The 14705-nt window shown below is 73.2% G+C and carries 16 protein-coding genes; 11 read left to right on the forward strand and 5 right to left on the reverse strand.

Annotated elements, in window-relative coordinates; genetic code table 11:
* Positions 1–164: 164 nt before the first annotated feature.
* The 6 genes from IO40_RS0108330 (at position 165) to IO40_RS0108355 (ending at position 3941) form a co-directional block, all read left to right on the forward strand.
* Positions 165–1580: a multicopper oxidase family protein gene (locus tag IO40_RS0108330; protein WP_031175175.1), complete on the forward strand. Its 1416-nt coding sequence runs from the start codon at positions 165–167 to the stop codon at positions 1578–1580.
* A 145-nt stretch (positions 1581–1725) separates the two neighbouring features.
* The gene (locus IO40_RS0108335; protein ID WP_030406242.1) at positions 1726–2064 is read left to right on the forward strand and encodes a TcmI family type II polyketide cyclase; all 339 of its coding nucleotides are present in this window, start codon (positions 1726–1728) and stop codon (positions 2062–2064) included.
* Positions 2061–2321 (forward strand): acyl carrier protein, encoded by a 261-nt coding sequence (locus IO40_RS0108340; RefSeq protein WP_016468323.1) that lies wholly within the window; start codon positions 2061–2063, stop codon positions 2319–2321. The genes IO40_RS0108335 and IO40_RS0108340 overlap by 4 nt, the downstream gene beginning before the upstream one ends.
* Positions 2318–3094 (forward strand): SDR family NAD(P)-dependent oxidoreductase, encoded by a 777-nt coding sequence (locus IO40_RS0108345; protein ID WP_041969158.1) that lies wholly within the window; start codon positions 2318–2320, stop codon positions 3092–3094. Before IO40_RS0108340 ends, IO40_RS0108345 begins: the two co-directional genes overlap by 4 nt.
* Positions 3094–3474, forward strand: coding sequence for a SchA/CurD-like domain-containing protein (locus IO40_RS0108350; RefSeq protein ID WP_016468325.1), 381 nt, complete (start codon positions 3094–3096; stop codon positions 3472–3474). Before IO40_RS0108345 ends, IO40_RS0108350 begins: the two co-directional genes overlap by 1 nt.
* 11 nt (positions 3475–3485) lie before the next feature.
* Positions 3486–3941: an anthrone oxygenase family protein gene (locus IO40_RS0108355; RefSeq protein ID WP_016468326.1), complete on the forward strand. Its 456-nt coding sequence runs from the start codon at positions 3486–3488 to the stop codon at positions 3939–3941.
* Positions 3942–4064: 123 nt separating this feature from the next.
* On the opposite strand, the gene IO40_RS0108360 is transcribed toward IO40_RS0108355, so the two are convergent.
* On the reverse strand, positions 4065–4274 hold the full coding sequence (locus tag IO40_RS0108360) for a DUF397 domain-containing protein (protein WP_016468327.1): 210 nt from the start codon (positions 4272–4274) through the stop codon (positions 4065–4067).
* Positions 4275–4464: 190 nt separating this feature from the next.
* On the opposite strand from IO40_RS0108360, the gene IO40_RS0108365 reads away from it, so the two are divergent.
* On the forward strand, positions 4465–4698 hold the full coding sequence (locus IO40_RS0108365) for a DUF6087 family protein (protein WP_234029747.1): 234 nt from the start codon (positions 4465–4467) through the stop codon (positions 4696–4698).
* Positions 4699–5479: 781 nt separating this feature from the next.
* Here the strand turns inward: IO40_RS0108365 and IO40_RS0108370 are convergent.
* From IO40_RS0108370 to IO40_RS0108380, 3 genes are all read right to left on the reverse strand, one after another.
* Positions 5480–6352, reverse strand: a complete 873-nt coding sequence (locus tag IO40_RS0108370) for an AfsR/SARP family transcriptional regulator (RefSeq protein ID WP_016468329.1) — start codon at positions 6350–6352, stop codon at positions 5480–5482.
* 143 nt (positions 6353–6495) lie between these two features.
* Positions 6496–7320 (reverse strand): thioesterase II family protein, encoded by an 825-nt coding sequence (locus IO40_RS0108375; RefSeq protein ID WP_016468330.1) that lies wholly within the window; start codon positions 7318–7320, stop codon positions 6496–6498.
* 112 nt (positions 7321–7432) lie between these two features.
* Positions 7433–8296 carry an AfsR/SARP family transcriptional regulator gene (locus tag IO40_RS0108380; RefSeq protein ID WP_016468331.1) on the reverse strand — a complete coding sequence of 288 codons (864 nt, stop codon included), beginning with the start codon at positions 8294–8296 and terminating at the stop codon, positions 7433–7435.
* Positions 8297–8593: 297 nt separating this feature from the next.
* Here IO40_RS0108380 and IO40_RS0108385 point away from each other — a divergent pair, with 297 nt between their 5' ends.
* The 3 genes from IO40_RS0108385 (at position 8594) to IO40_RS0108395 (ending at position 12600) form a co-directional block, all read left to right on the forward strand.
* Positions 8594–8968: a hypothetical protein gene (locus tag IO40_RS0108385; RefSeq protein WP_030406225.1), complete on the forward strand. Its 375-nt coding sequence runs from the start codon at positions 8594–8596 to the stop codon at positions 8966–8968.
* 26 nt (positions 8969–8994) lie between these two features.
* On the forward strand, positions 8995–11310 hold the full coding sequence (locus tag IO40_RS0108390) for a TOMM precursor leader peptide-binding protein (RefSeq protein ID WP_031027312.1): 2316 nt from the start codon (positions 8995–8997) through the stop codon (positions 11308–11310).
* Positions 11311–11442: 132 nt separating this feature from the next.
* A complete protein-coding gene (locus IO40_RS0108395; RefSeq protein WP_157846433.1) occupies positions 11443–12600 on the forward strand; it encodes a sensor histidine kinase in 1158 nt (385 codons plus the stop codon).
* Positions 12601–12621: 21 nt separating this feature from the next.
* Here IO40_RS0108395 and IO40_RS0108400 read toward each other — a convergent pair whose 3' ends face one another.
* Positions 12622–13227, reverse strand: a complete 606-nt coding sequence (locus IO40_RS0108400) for a response regulator transcription factor (RefSeq protein ID WP_016468335.1) — start codon at positions 13225–13227, stop codon at positions 12622–12624.
* A gap of 159 nt (positions 13228–13386) precedes the next feature.
* Between IO40_RS0108400 and IO40_RS0108405 the strand changes: the two genes are divergently transcribed.
* Positions 13387–14637 (forward strand): cytochrome P450, encoded by a 1251-nt coding sequence (locus IO40_RS0108405; protein ID WP_051173454.1) that lies wholly within the window; start codon positions 13387–13389, stop codon positions 14635–14637.
* Positions 14638–14705 lie beyond the last annotated feature (68 nt).

Consider the following 14705-nt stretch of genomic DNA (forward strand, 5'->3'; position numbering starts at 1 on the left):
AGACGGCAGCCGCCTGATAGCCACACCCAGCACCCCTGGGCGACCCAACCCTACGAATGGCTCGATCAACCCGATCAAGAAGGTAGAGCCGCCTGACCGCACCGCCCGCACCGTGCGCCGCCCGGCGGCACGGCGATCCCCGATGTGCTGAGGAGTTCTTCCACGTGCTCACCCGACGCGACATGCTCAAGGCCGGTGCGCTGGCCACCGTGCCGGCGGTACTGGCCGGCGGCCGGGCCGCGGGGGCGCCGGCCGCCCGGCGGGCCGCCGCGGCACCCTTCACCGCGCCGCTGCGGCCCCGACGGCCGCTGCGCCCCGTGCGGCTGGCCGGGCACGACTTCTACCGGCTCACCTCCCGCGAGGCGCGGGTGAGCCTGCTGCCCGGCACGACGACCCGCATCCGCTCCCTCAACGGGCGGATGAGCCCGCTGATCGTGGCCGAGCGGGGCAGACCGGTGGTCATCGAGCAGGTCAACGAGCTGGAAGTACCGTTCGCGATGCATCTGCACGGCGGACACACCACCGAACGGTCCGACGGTCACCCCAAGTACCAGGTGGAGCCCGGCGGCCGGCGGCGGTACCACTACGCCAACGACCAGGACGCGGCCACCTTGTGGATCCACGACCACTCGCACCACACGCACGCGGAGAACGTCTACCGCGGGCTGGCGGCCACCTATCTGCTCACCGACGCGTTCGAGCGGCGGCTGCCACTGCCCAAGGGCCCCTACGACGTGGCGCTCCAGCTGCGCGACGCCCGCTTCGAGGACGACGGCACGCTGGTGTGGGACGCGCACGGGTTCGAGGACCGGCACACCGTCCTGGTCGACGGCCGGCCCAGGCCGTACTTCGAGGTGGCGGCCCGCCGCTACCGGCTGCGGCTGATCAACACCTCCAACGAGCGGCTGTTCGAGCTGGTGCTGGGCGACGGCGAGGAGTTCACGCACATCGGCTCCGACGGCGGTCTGCTGCCCGCCCCGGTGGCCGTCCGGAAGCTGGCGCTGTGGCCCGGCGAGCGGCAGGAGATCGTCGTCGACTTCGCCCGCTGGGGCGTGGGCCGCCGGGTGGTGCTGAACAACGCGGCGCCCTACGGGGGCGAGCCGCCGGAGATCATGCGGTTCGACGTGGTGCGCCCGGCGGCGGACCACAGCCGGGTGCCCGAGCGGCTGCGCCCGCTCCCGGACCTGGGCGCCTCCGCGGTGGAGCGGGAGTTCGTCATGGCGTTCGACCCCTCCACCGGGCAGCACCTGATCAACGGCAAGCCGTTCGACGTCGACCGGGTCGATGTGCGCACCCGGCTGGGCGTCACCGAGACATGGCGGATCGTCAACGCGGACACGCAGTTCGGGATCCCGCACTCGATGCACGTCCACCACGACTTCTTCCGCGTTCTGGACCGGGACGGGAAGCCGCCCGCACCGGGCGAGGCCGGGCTCAAGGACACCCTGGCACTGCCGGCCGGCTCCTCCGCCCGCGTCCAGCTGCGGTTCACCGACCACCCGGGGCTGTTCATGTACCACTGCCACATGCTCGGGCACGTGCAGATGGGCATGATGGGCCAGATGGAGCTCGTCCGCTGAGCCCGCGCCCGGCCCTCCCCCTCGCCCCCACGATTCCCCGCGGCGGGTCGAGCGGGTCTGTAGAGCCCGCTGGCACGCTGCGCCCGGGTCCGCCGCACCGACAAGGCGGCGGACGGGCTCCACACCTTTCCCAAGGAGGCCGACGGTGGCACACCGGACGCTCATAGTCGCGCGGATGAAGCCGGACAAGGCCGACTCCATCGCCGAGATCTTCGAGGAGTCGGACGCGACCGAACTCCCCCACATGGTGGGGGTGTCGCGCCGTACCCTCTTCACCTTCCACGACCTGTACTTCCACCTCGTCGAGGCCGAGGGCGACATCACCCCCAGCCTCTACCGGGCGCGCAGCCACCCCCTCTACGCGGACATCAACAGCCGCCTGGCGCAGTGCGTGTCGCCCTACGACCCGAACTGGCGGGAACCCAAGGACGCCATGGCAGACCCGTTCTACGTGTGGACGAAAGACGGAGGGAGAATCCGGTGAGCGAGTTCACCCAGCGCGAGCTTGCCGACAAGCTGCGGGAGTGCGCCGGCGAGTCGGAGGGCATGGACGTCGCCGACGAAGCGGCCCTGGACACCCCGTTCATCGAACTCGGCTACGACTCGCTGGCGCTGCTCCAGGTGACCGGCGTCATCAAGCGCGAGTACGGCGTCGAACTGTCCGACGACGCCGTGGTCGAGGCCGAGACACCGCGGCTGCTGCTCAAGATGATCAACACCAACCTGCCCGATGCGGCATGAGCGCCCCGGGCGGATCCCCGGCCGACGTTGTGCCCGCCGCCCCGCTGGCCGGCAAACGGGTGCTGCTCACCGGTGGCACCCGGGGTATCGGCCGGGCCACGGCGCTCGCCCTGGCCCGGGCCGGTGCGCGGCTCGTCGTCGCCCACCGCACCGAACATGACGGCGTCCGCACCCTCACCGGGGAGCTGGCCGGCCACGGCCCGGACCACCGGCTGGTGCGCGCCGACGTGACCCGCGCCGACGACGCCGCACGGCTGGCGGCGGTGTGCGAGGAGCACCTGGGCGGGCTGGACGTCCTGGTCAACAACGTCGGCGTGGACGGGCACAGCAAGCTCGCCGATCTGGCGGAGGACGAGTGGCACCGGCTGCTGGACGCCAACGTCACCTCGGCCTACCTGGTGACCCGCGCGGTGCTGGGGCTGCTCGCCGACGGCGCCTCGATCGTCAACGTCGGCGCCTCGGTCGCCCTGCGCGGCCGTCCCTTCGGCACCCACTACTCGGCGTCCAAGGCGGCACTGATCGGTTTCGGCCGGGCGCTGTGCAAGGAGGTCGGGGAGCGCGGCATCCGCGTCAACACCGTCGCCCCCGGGGTGACCGCGGACGACGAACCGGGCGCCGGGCCCGCGCCCCCGGTGGCCGAACGGCTCGCCGCCCTCACCGCACTGGGCCGGCTGGGCACCCCGGCCGACGTCGCGGGCGCCGTCCTCTACCTCGCCGGTGACACCTCCCGCTACGTCACGGGCGCCACGATCACAGTCGACGGAGGTATCTGATGCCGTACGCGGCGATCACCTACCGGGTCAAGCCCGGCCACGAGGAGGAGATCGCGAAGATTTTCTCCGAGTTCACCCGCGTGGACACCCCCGATCTCGCCCGCGAGGACGGGGCCGCGGCCGGCCGGCTGCTGGGCACCGGGGTGTTCATCAAGGACGACGTGATGGTCCGCGTCATCCACTACGAGGGCGACTTCGCCGAGGTCGGCAAGCACATGGCCCGGCAGAAAGGCGTCCACCTCCTGGAGGAGAAGCTCCAGCCCTATCTGGCGCAGCCGCGCGACACGGCGTCACCGGAGGCGTTCGCGGCCTACTTCCGCGACGCGACCATGCGCTCGATCGCCCAGCTCACGGTGGACACGCACCCCGCAGCGGGGTGAGCCGGATGGAGATGGACGCTCTCTTGGGAGTGGCCGTCCTCCTGGGCAGCGGCGTCACGGCGGGGGTCCTCTTCGCCGTGGCGCTCAGCGTGCTCCCCGCGCTGTTCGCCATGGAGACGGCGACCTACGTGTACGCGCACAAGCTGCTGGGACGCAACTGGGACCCGACGATGCCGGTGGTGGTCCTCACCTCCACGGTGCTCGCCCTCGCCCTGGCCGTACTCGCCGACACCGCCCCGGCCCGGGTGCTGTTCGCCCTGGCCGCAGTCCTCCTGCTGGGCGTCTCGGCCGTGTCCCACCTGTGCAACGTGCCGATCAACCGGCGGGTCAAGGCCGTCGAGGACCCCACCGCGCTGCCCGCCGACTGGCAGGACCCCCGCCCCGTGTGGCGGCGCTGGCACCTGCTGCGCACCGCACTGGCGGTCCTCGCCCTGTGCCTCAACGCCGCGGCGGTCACGGTGCTGTGAGCCCGCCCGCCGCGCCGCCCCCGACCGCGGAGTCCGCCGGAACACCTACGGCCCCCTCGTCCGACCGACGAGAGGGCCGCACCGCTGCTCACGCCCGGCCGGACCGGCGGGATCTTCTCGCGGTCAGACGGGGAACTCCCCGGCCTTCACACCCGCGACGAACCGGACGAACGAGCCGGAGGGGAAAGACAGGACGGGACCCTCCGGCACCTTGCTGTCACGCACCGGGACGACACCCGCCACCCGGGCCACACCGGGCGCCCACTCCAGACAGTTGCCGCCCTCGGGGCTGCTGTAGCTCGACTTGGCCCACTGGGCCGGTCCGATCCTCATGACAGGGTCTCCATCTGCGTTGCGATCAGGTGCGCACTCTCCCTGGGCGACAGTGCGTCGCTGGTGAGTGCATCGTAGGCAAAGGAGATCGCCGCCCGCCCGACCACGGTCGCGGCCTGAGAGCATCGGGCGCATGGGCAAGCACTCCCGTCCCGGGCCACCGAACCAGCCGTCCCGCGCTGTGCCATGCGTGGATGCCGACGACCCGCTCGCCGCGTACAACAAGCGGCGTCGGCCGCCGATGGACATCTGGCGCCGTCACCGTCCGGTGAACGGCGGCGCCGGCCACCTGCGGCCCGACGAGCCGCGGGTCCTGGAGGAGTGGGACGACTTCACCTACCAGGTGGCCGGCACCGCGCCGGACCTCGCCGCCGCCCAGAGATGGGTTACTGAGCTGGTGCTCGATGACGACTCCGGCGCGTAACGCGGCAGGTCAGCCCTCCCGGGCGGGGCGCTGGCCGGACATGTCATGCCGTCGGCCCAGGTAGCTGATCATTCCGAGCGAGAAGCCGGTCTCCTCGGCGAGCTCGCGGCAGGTGCATCCGGCGGCCCGTTGCTCGACGGAGCCAGTCGAGATCGATCCGGCGCCGGCGGGCCGCTCTGCCCTCGCGGCTCATGCCGTACTCACGGACCAGGACCTTGATGGCGTCCTCGTGTCGGATGCGCACTGCTACTGGATCGGCGGCCGGCAGATCGGCGACGGCCGACGGTCGTACTGGCTCGGAGGGAAAGAAGCAGCCCTCCGCTGGAGGCATCCCCACCCACCGCTGACCACCTGAACGAGCGTCTCCGGACAACCCCGTCCGTGCGCACGGTGGTGTGCAGGCGGCAACGCCCCGTCCACCCGCCGCCCCGTGCAGGTGGCCGGGGCCTCGCACCGTGAAGCCGACCGCCGTACCGGCCGTGGCTGCGGCCGGACTGATTCATGCGGCCGATTCGCCCGTGCGACTTCATGCGGCCGATTCGCCCGTCCGACGGTGTCGCGCTTTTCGCGGCGGTCTACGCCGGAGCCGGGCGGTCGGCCACCGCGCGAGCCTCCTTCCCGCGGGCGGGCGGACCGGCTGTCGCCCCTCCCGGGATCGTGCGGCGGGCACCCCGCCGTCGCAGGAACCCGCGGCAGGGTCCTTCGCTTTCGGCCGCCAGGCCGCCCAGCCGCCGGGCTCTTGCGCGGACAGTGGGCAGTGACGGGCCCGCCCCGACACGTCCTAGCCGGCGACGCCGGTGACCTGGGGGCGCGGCCCGGCTGCCGCGAGCCTGCCGCCGACCGACACCAGGCCGCGTGCCGCGCCGCTCAGCTCCAGCTCGGCGGCCGAGTCCAGTACGGCGCTCTGCAAGCGCTGGAGGTCCGGCGACGGGTCAAGCCCCAGCTCCCGGGAGAGGACGCCGCGCAGTCGCTGGTAGACCTCCAGCGCGTTGCCGCGCCGCCCCGAGCGGTAGAGCGCCAGCATCAGCTGGGCCTGGATGCCCTCGTGCAGCGGGTGCTGTGCGGCCAGCCCGGACAGTTCGCCGAGCAGCTCGTGGTGGCGGCCCAGGCTCAGGTCCACCTCGATGCGCTGGTTGAGGATGCCGAGCCGGGACTCCTCCAGGCGGGTCGCCTCGATCTCCAGCAGCGGACCGCACTGCACGTCCACCAGCGCGGGGCCGCGCCACAGCTGGAGGGCCTTGCGGAACGCGGCGGAGGCGCCCACCAGGTCACCGGCCTCCAGCGCCCGGTGCCCGGCGCCGGAGTAGCGCTCGAACTCGCTGACGTCGACCATGCCGCCCTGGGTGTCCAGCAGATAGCCGCCGGACTCGGTCACCAGCACGCTCTTGGCGCCGTTGGGCAGATGGGCGGGCGGTCTGTCCCCCAGCGACGCCGCGATCAGGTTCCGCAGCTGGAGGACGTAGGTCTGCAGCGTCGTCTGCACGCTGCGCGGCGGGCACTCGCCCCACAGCTCCTCCACCAGGGAGGAGACGGAGACGACTTGGTCGGGATGGAGTGCCAGCAGTGCCAGCACCTTTCTGGGTTTGACCGCGGTCGGGACGACGGAGACCCCCGATTGGACGACCCGGCAGGGTCCCAGCACGCTGATGTCCATCTCTCGCTCCCCTCTCTTGCGTCATGAGCTGTGTGTACCGTTGCGGAACTCCGTGCGTACGGCGCTCTTTCGGCTCTGCGTGTGTCTCTGCGCGTGCTCTGCGCATGTGCTCTGGCGCGCGTCTCTGCGCGTGCTCTTCCGCGTCATCCGCTGTGCGCGTGCGGTACGGCGCGGCTGCCTGTCGCGGACTCCCGGCGGACCGCACTGCCGAGCCGGCGCGCCAGCAGGCGGGGCAGTGCGGCGTCGCGGACGAAGAAGTGCCCGCCGGGAAGGGTGTGCGGCACGAAGTCGCCGCGCGTCCAGCGGCACCACTGGGCGATGTCCCGGGCCGGTGCCGCCTGGTCGTCCTCGCCCGCGTAGGTGTGCACGGGACAGGCGAGCGGGGTGTCCCAGCCCTGGCCGTCGGCACCGTCCCCGCCGCCGAGCGCCCGCAGGCCGGCGGCCAGGCGCAGGTCGTCGCGCAGGGTGGCCAGCAGGGTGCGCAGCAGGTGCGGCCGTGCGGAGAGGAAGGGCGGCAGGGTGCCGAAACGTTCCAGCGCCGCCAGCAGCGCCGCGTCGGGCAGCTCTTCATGGCCGCGCAGCGGCATCGGCAGGTGCGGCGGCGGGCAGGCGCCCAGTCCGACCAGCACCGGCGCCGGACGTCCCGTGTGCGCCAGCCGCTGGGCGAACCGGTGGGCCACCAGCGCGCCGAGGCTGTGCCCGTACAGGGCGTACGGCGCGGTCAGCAGCGGCCCCAGCTGGGCCTCCAGCTCCGCGATCAGCCGGCGTGCGTCGGTGATGCGCGGCTCCCGCAGCCGGGTCTCCCGGCCGGGGAGCCGCACCGGCAGGACGCACACGCCCGGCGCGAAGGCGTGGGGCCAGCGGGCGAAGGTGAGCGCTCCGGCGCCGGCGTGGTGGAAGCAGAACAGCCGCGGCGCGCCGGCGTCCGGGCCGTCCGTGGTGGGGGCTGCCGCGAGGTACGCACTCATGCCTCCCCCTTCCCGTCCCCCGTGGTGAGGTCAGTGTCGAGGGCCAGATCCTCACGACCGGTGCTGGACGACGGCTCGAAGTGAGGTGGAACACGCCGTGCACCGGGCCGGTTCACCCCGCCAGACCGGTCCTGGCACCCGCCGGGTCGGGCCCGCGCCAGGCGGCCAGTGCGTCCTCGCCCCGGAGAATGGCCTGGTGCAGGCGGTCGATCCGGGGCGAGGGCTCCAGGCCCAGCTCCTCGACCAGGGTGCCGCGCAGCCGCCGGTAGGCGATCAGCGCGTCCGAGGAGCGGCCGTCCTGGTGGTAGGCGACCATCAGCAGGGCGTGCAGATTCTCGTGGAGCGGGTGGCGTCCGCGCAGCGCGCACAGTTCGGCCAGCACCTCGCGGTGGCGGCCCAGCCGCAGATCGGCGTGGATGCGCCGCTCCAGCGCGCCCAGCCTGCTCTCCTCCAGCCGGGTCACCTCGATGGACAGGTGGTTGCCGTGCGGCACGTCGGCGAGGGCGGGTCCGCGCCACAGGGCGAGTGCTTCCGCCAGGAGCCGCGCGGCCGTGTGCATGTCGTCCCCCTCGAAGGCGGCATGCCCCAGCCGGGTCAGCCGCTCGAACTCCAGCGCGTCCACGGCGGAGTCGGCGAGCTGCAACTGGTAGCCGCCGTGCCGGGTGGCCAGGATCTCCTTGTCGGTGGGCTGCGGCGGGCCGGGCGGAACGGCGGGACGGGCCGGGACGAGCTGTCCGGAGCCGTCCAGGGCGGCCCGCAGCCTGCGGCGCAGTTGCAGGATGTAGGTCTGGAGGGTGGTGGGGGCGCTGCGCGGCGGGCCGGCTCCCCAGACCTCCTCCATGAGGTCGGCGACCGGGACGATGTGCCGGCTGTGGAGGGCGAGCAGGGCCAGGATCTGCCGCGGCTTGGCCGCGCTCGGCACGATCGGGACGCCCGCCCGCTCGGCGTGCAGAGTTCCCAGCAACTTGATGTGCATCAAACCCTCTCCCGTGGCGGTTCGCGATGCGTAAGGAACGAAAAGGAGGATCGCACCCGCGGGACGTGAGGAAACAGTGAGCAACTCACAATCTTCGCGCGGAGATCGGGCCGCCACAGTCATGAATTCTTCACACACAGGGTCGTGACGCCCCCACTGGCCAGGCCCGGCCGCCCCGCCCACACTGCTGTCCTGCGCACACGGCTCTCCGTTCAGGCCGCTCCCCACACCACATGTCGCCCCAGGTCTCCTGCGGGGACCCGGGGGCACCTCTTTCTGAGACGGGAGAACGTCACGATGACAGGTCAGGCGCTCACCGGAGTGACCCTCACCGCCGCGCACCGGGCGAAGGACACCGTCGAACAGGACTGGCGGTTCGCCGAACTGTCCGCCCAGTGCTTCCTGGACCCGGCCCTGGCGGCACGGTACACCGCCGAACCCAGACGGGTGCTGGCCGAGTTCGGCATCCCCACCGACGCGGACACCCGTATTCCGGCGCTGCCCACCGGCTGCGGCGCCGAGGTGACGATCACCAGCCTGGACCCCCGCGAGACGGTCGGCCGCACCACCGACTGCTCCAGCTGGACCTACGCACCGCCGAACGAGCCCGCGATCCCCCTCGTTCCCGCCGCCCCGGCCGTGCGGGCCACCCCCTCCCTGCCGTCCATGTGAGACCGAGGGAACGGGGGGGAGCACACATGGACAGCGCACTGCCCAGACTGGGCTTCCGCAAGCACCTGCGGCCCGCCGTCGTACCGGGCGACGCCACCTATCTGATCTCCGAACACGGGGTGACGGCCCTGGAGGGCGCCGCCATCGCCGCGCTCGCGCCGCTGCTGGACGGCAGCCGCGACCTGCCGGCCCTGGCCCGGGAGATGCACGGCGTCCTGTCGCCCGGCCAGCTCGGCCGGCTGCTCGGCCAGCTCACGCAGGCCGATCTGGTCGCCGGATTCACCCCCGGCACGGCGGACGCCGGCCGCACCGGGGAGCAGGACGACGAGGACGACGCCACCTCGGCGTTCTGGGAGTCGGCCGGTCTCGACGGGCCCCGGGCCGACGCCCGGCTGTCCGCCGGACGGGTACGGCTGCTGTCGGCCGGCGCGCCGGAGGCCGGCCACGCCGCGCGGGACGCCTTCCGCGCCGCCGGCATCGCACTGGCCGGGCCCGACCACGAGGACCACACCCTCACCGTGGTGCTGTGCGAGGACTACCTGGCCCCGCCGCTGGCCGACATCGACGCGGCGCAGCGGCGCACCGGCCGGCCCTGGCTGCTGGCCAAGCCGTACGGCACCCAGCCGTGGATCGGGCCGGTCTTCCAACCCGGCGAGGGCGCCTGCTGGCACTGTCTGGCCCACCGGCTCGGCCACCACCGCAGCACCCACAGCTATGTCGGCTCCGCGCTGGGGCTGGCCGCGCCCCTCACCCCGCCGCGCGCCCACATTCCCGCCAGCCGGGCCTGCGCCCTGCATCTGCTGGCCCTCCAGGTGGCGGCGTGGCTGGGCGGGTTCCGGGACGCGGGCCAGTCGGCGGTGTGGACCCTCGACAGCCTGCGCGGCCGGGGCCGCCACCACCCGGTGCACCAGCGGCCCCAGTGCCCGGCCTGCGGCGACCCGACGCTGGTGGCGGCACGGGCCGGGCAGCCGGTGGTGCCCGTCTCCCGGCCGAAGGTCACCGCCGGCGGCGGTCACCGCGCGCTGCACGCACGGCAGATGCTGGAACGGTACGAGCACCTGGTCGGCGAGGTCACCGGGGTGGTGCGGCTGCTGGCCCGCGACCCGCGCTGCCCGGCCGGCCTCAACGCCTATGTGTCCGGCTCCAATCCGGCCCTCCTCGGCAACGGGGTGCGCTCCTTGCGTTCGGCGCTGCGCAGCCACAGCGCGGGCAAGGGCGTCACCGAACTGGATGCCAAGGTGGGGGCGCTGTGCGAGGCGCTGGAGCGGTACTCGGGGACCTTCCACGGCGACGAGGCCCGCGTCCGGGGCCGGTTCTCCGAGCTGGGCGGGGACGCCGTCCACCCCAACAGCTGCCAGCTGTACGACGCGCGGCAGTTCGCGGGACGGCGGGAGTGGAACGCACGGCACTCTTCGTTCCAGTTCGTGTGCGACCCGTTCGACACCGAGGCGGTGCTGGACTGGACGCCGGTGTGGTCGCTGACCGAGCGGCGGCACCGGCTGCTGCCCACCTCGCTGCTCTACTTCGCCGCCCCGCAACCGCCCGGACCGGTGTTCGCGCGCGCCGACTCCAACGGCAACGCGGCCGGCAGCAGCCTGGAGGACGCCATCCTGCAGGGCTTCTGGGAGTTGGTGGAGCGGGACGCGGTGGCCCTGTGGTGGTACAACCGCACCCGGCAGCCGCAGGTGGACCCGGAGTCGTTCGGCGAGGAGTGGATCGCCCGGATGCGTGCCTCCTACGCGCGGCTGGGCCGCTCCTTCTGGGTGCTGGACCTCACCTCCGACCTGGGCGTCCCGGTGATGTGCGCCGTCTCCCGCAGGGAACCGGCGGCCCGCACCGGCGGCGCGGACGGGTCCGGGCGGCGGGAGGACATCGTCTTCGGCTTCGGCTGCCATCCGGACCCGGCACTGGCGCTGCGCCGGGCGCTGACGGAGATGACCCAGATGCTGCCGGCCGCGGTCGACACCGCCCTCAGCTTCGAGGACCCCGTCTTCCGCGACTGGTGCACCCACCACACCCTCGCCGACCAGCCGCACCTGGCGCCGGACCCGGCCGCCGCGGTGCTCGGCCCGGCGGACTACCCGTACGAGCCGCGCGCCGATCTGCTCGACGACATCGAGGACGCGGTCGCCCTCGTGCGCCGGCACGGCATGGAGGTCCTGGTGCTCGACCAGACCAGACCCGACCTGGGCATACCGGTGGTGAAGGTGATCGTGCCCGGACTGCGGCACTTCTGGGCGCGGTTCGCACCGGGCCGGCTCTACGACGTACCGGTGCGGCTGGGCAGACGCACCACGCCGCTGCCGTACGGGGAACTGAACCCGATCCCCGTCTTCGTCTAGCCGATGGTCGCACCCGGTCCCCTCGCCTATGCTGTGCACACCTTCGGCGGGGCGAGGGGGAGGCGGGGAGTGGACACTGGGGGACAGTTACCGTCTTCGGGGGGACGACGGCGGCAGCCACCCGGGCCCCCTGTGCGCGGAGTCGACGCCGCGATGGCCCCGCGGATCGTCCTGACCGTCTTCGTCGTGGCCCTCGTCGGCATCATGGGCGCGGCCGTCCTGCACCTGCTGACCGTCGGCGACAGCCTGGCCCAGGTGCTCGTCGGCGGCACGGCCATCGCGGTCATGTTCTGCGCCCAGGTGGCCCGCTCCACCCAGCGCGGCATGCGGCTGGGCCGCACCTTCCAGTTCTGCGTGCTGGGCGTGCAGACCGTGTGCACCTTCGTGCCGATGCTGCTGCTGGGCACCGCCTGGATCGGCCTGCCCGGACTGCTGGCGGGCTCGCTGCTGCTCGTCCTGCGGCCCCCCTGGTCGTGGCTGGGCGTGGCCGGGTGCGTGGCCAGCGTCGTGGTGGTGACCTCCGTCTCCGGCTGGGCGCCGCTGCGCGTCGCCTACAACGGGGTCTCCGCGCTGACGACCTGCGCCGTGGTCTACGGGCTCACCAAACTCTCCGAGATCGTTCACCAACTCCAGGCGGCGCAGCAGGAGATCGCGCGGCTGGCCGTCGAGCAGGAGCGGTCGCGCTTCGCCCGTGACCTGCACGACCTGCTGGGCTACAGCCTCTCGGCGATCACACTGCGCAGCGAGCTGGCGCACCGGCTGGTGGACGGCGACCCGGCCCGCGCCAAGGACGAGGTCACGCGGGTGCTGGAGGTCTCCCGCCAGGCGCTGTCCGACGTGCGGGCCGTGGCACGCAGCTACCGCAACATCTCGCTGCCCGCCGAGATCTCCTCCGCCGTCTCGGTGTTCGAGGCGGCGGGGATCGAGGCGGAGGTCGACACGACCCTGGAGGGCATCCCCGAGCCGGTGGGCACGGTGCTGGCCACCGTGCTGCGCGAGGGCGTCACCAACATCCTGCGCCACAGCAAGGTGCGGCACTGCCAGATCACGGTCTACGGCGGCAGCCGGTCGGCGGTGCTGCGGCTGCTCAACGACGGGGTGCAGCCGCGGCCCGACCCGCACGACCCGACCACGCCCCCGGCGGAAGCGGACGGCGGCAGCGGGATCAGCAATCTGGCGGCCCGGGTCGCGGCGATCGGCGGCACCCTGCGGGCCGGGGTGCGGGAGGACGGCTGCTTCCATCTGGAGGCGCTGGTGCCGCTGGAGCGGCAGGCCGGACCGCGGCGGTGACCGGGCGCGGGCCGGGCCGTCTCACAGCCAGCCCTGCTCCCGCGCGATGCGGAGGGCGTCCACCCGGTTGCGGGCGCCCAGTTTGATGACCACGGCCGTCAGGTAGTTGCGCACGGTGCCCACCGAGAGGAAGAGCCGGCCGGCGATGTCGGTGGCCTCGGCGCCCTCGGCGGCCAGCCGCAGCACCTCCGTCTCGCGTGCCGTGAGCGGGTTCGCCCGCGCCGACCAGGCGTCCAGGGCCAGTTCGGGGTCGATGACGCGTTCCCCGGCGCTGATGCGGCGGATGGCGTCGGCCAGCCTGCTGGGCGGGGCGTCCTTGAGCAGGAAGCCGGATACGTGGGCCTCCAGCGCGCGGCGCAGATTGCCGGGCTGGCCCAGGCTGGTGAGGATCAGGGTGCGGCAGGCGGGCAGCTTCTGGTGCACCTCGGCCGCCGCGGTCAGCCCGTCGACGCCGGGCAGGTCGATGTCGATGACGGCGACGTCGGGGCGGTGGGCGAGGACGGTGGGCAGGATGTCGGTGCCCGAGTCGATCTCCGCCACGATCCGGATGTCCGGCTCGATGTCGAGCAGCGCTACCAGAGCCCCCCGGACCATGTGCATGTCCTCGGCGAGCACCACTGAGATCATCGTCGAGCTCCCCCGCGGACTCGGCCGTTGTGCTGGACAGGAGTGACGCGCGTCAAAAAGGTAGTACGAAATCGTACTACCGAACGTGAGGATACCTCCGCCCGTCCGTCCCCACAGCGACTCGACCACGAATCAAGGCTCTGGCACAACAGTGCGTGCATGTCTGGAGAGTTGTCCGCCATGCCCCCGCCTGCCCGGCGTGCGCACCGCTATCCGCCGCCCCGCCCCAACGCCGTCGACGTGCCCCAGGAGTACGCACGGCTGCGCGCCGAGGAACCTCTCGCCCCCGTCGTGCTGCCCAGCGGCGATGCGGGATACCTCGTCAGCCGCTACGAGGACGTACGGGCCGTCCTGTCCGACCCCCGCTGCTCCCGGGCGGCGACGGTACGGCCCGAGGCGCCGAAACTGACCGCCGTGCCCTTCGACGCCGGCGGCCTGTTCACCATGGACCCGCCCGAACACACCCGGCTGCGGGCCCTGGTCTCCCGCGCCTTCACCCCGCGCCGCGTCGCACGGATGCGGCCCCGGCTGGTGCAGCTGGCCGGCTCGCTCGCGGACTCCCTGGCCGACGCCGGACCGCCCGCCGACCTCAACGCCGCCTTCGCCTTCCCGTTCCCCGTCGCCGTCATCTGCGAACTGCTCGGCGTCCCCTACGCCGACCGGGAACGCTTCCGCACCTGGTCCGACGCCGTCCTCTCGCTCACCGCGCACACCCCGCAGGAGATGCTGCGGCACAAGGAGGCGCTGCTGGCCTACCTGGCGCGGCTGGTCGCCGCCAAACGGCGGGAGCCCGGCGAGGACCTGCTGAGCGCCCTGGTCACCGTACGGGACGAGGACGGCGGGCTGACCGAACAGGAACTCCTCACCCTCGCCATGACGTTGCTGATCGCCGGCCACGAGACGACGGCCGGTGTCCTCGGCACCTCCGTCTTCACCCTGCTGCGGCACCCCGGCGGGATGGCGCGGGTGCCCGACGACGAGGAGGAACTGTCCGCGCTCGTCGAGGAGCTGCTGCGGATCAACCCCCTCGGGGACGGCGGCCCGCTGCGCGTCACCACCCGGCCCGTCGAGGTGGCCGGCCACACCCTGCCGGCCAACAGCGCCGTGATCGCCTCCGTCTGTTCGGCCAACCGGGACGGCAGCCGGTTCCCCGAGCCCGACCGCTTCGACCCCGGCCGCTTCGACCCCGCCCGCGCCCGCACCGGCACGGCAGCCGGGCACCTGGCGTTCGGCCACGGCCCCCACTACTGCCTGGGCGCACCGCTGGCCCGTGCCGAACTCGCCGTCGCCCTGCGGACGCTGGCCGACCGCTTCCCCACCCTGCGGCTGGCCGTCCCCGTCGAGGACGTCACCATGCACACCGGTCTGCTGGTCAACCGGCTCACCCGGCTGCCGGTCACCTGGGACTGACACCGCCCGGCGGGCGCGGCACACCGGGCACCGCCCGCCGGCCGGCCCGCCGGGCGCCGGGGAAGCCG

This window comes from Streptomyces albus subsp. albus (assembly GCF_000725885.1).
GTDB lineage: Bacteria > Actinomycetota > Actinomycetes > Streptomycetales > Streptomycetaceae > Streptomyces > Streptomyces albus.

Excerpts from the sequence above, each read along its gene's own strand:
- IO40_RS0108350 (WP_016468325.1), top strand. The coding sequence starts at position 3,094 with ATGCCGTACGCGGCGATCACCTACCGGGTCAAGCCCGGCCACGAGGAG.
- IO40_RS0108345 (WP_041969158.1), top strand. The coding sequence starts at position 2,318 with ATGAGCGCCCCGGGCGGATCCCCGGCCGACGTTGTGCCCGCCGCCCCG.
- IO40_RS0108370 (WP_016468329.1), bottom strand. The coding sequence starts at position 6,352 with ATGGACATCAGCGTGCTGGGACCCTGCCGGGTCGTCCAATCGGGGGTC.
- IO40_RS0108390 (WP_031027312.1), top strand. The coding sequence starts at position 8,995 with ATGGACAGCGCACTGCCCAGACTGGGCTTCCGCAAGCACCTGCGGCCC.
- IO40_RS0108405 (WP_051173454.1), top strand. The coding sequence starts at position 13,387 with ATGTCTGGAGAGTTGTCCGCCATGCCCCCGCCTGCCCGGCGTGCGCAC.
- IO40_RS0108355 (WP_016468326.1), top strand. The coding sequence starts at position 3,486 with ATGGACGCTCTCTTGGGAGTGGCCGTCCTCCTGGGCAGCGGCGTCACG.
- IO40_RS0108400 (WP_016468335.1), bottom strand. The coding sequence starts at position 13,227 with ATGATCTCAGTGGTGCTCGCCGAGGACATGCACATGGTCCGGGGGGCT.
- IO40_RS0108375 (WP_016468330.1), bottom strand. The coding sequence starts at position 7,320 with ATGAGTGCGTACCTCGCGGCAGCCCCCACCACGGACGGCCCGGACGCC.
- IO40_RS0108385 (WP_030406225.1), top strand. The coding sequence starts at position 8,594 with ATGACAGGTCAGGCGCTCACCGGAGTGACCCTCACCGCCGCGCACCGG.
- IO40_RS0108360 (WP_016468327.1), bottom strand. The coding sequence starts at position 4,274 with ATGAGGATCGGACCGGCCCAGTGGGCCAAGTCGAGCTACAGCAGCCCC.
- IO40_RS0108380 (WP_016468331.1), bottom strand. The coding sequence starts at position 8,296 with ATGCACATCAAGTTGCTGGGAACTCTGCACGCCGAGCGGGCGGGCGTC.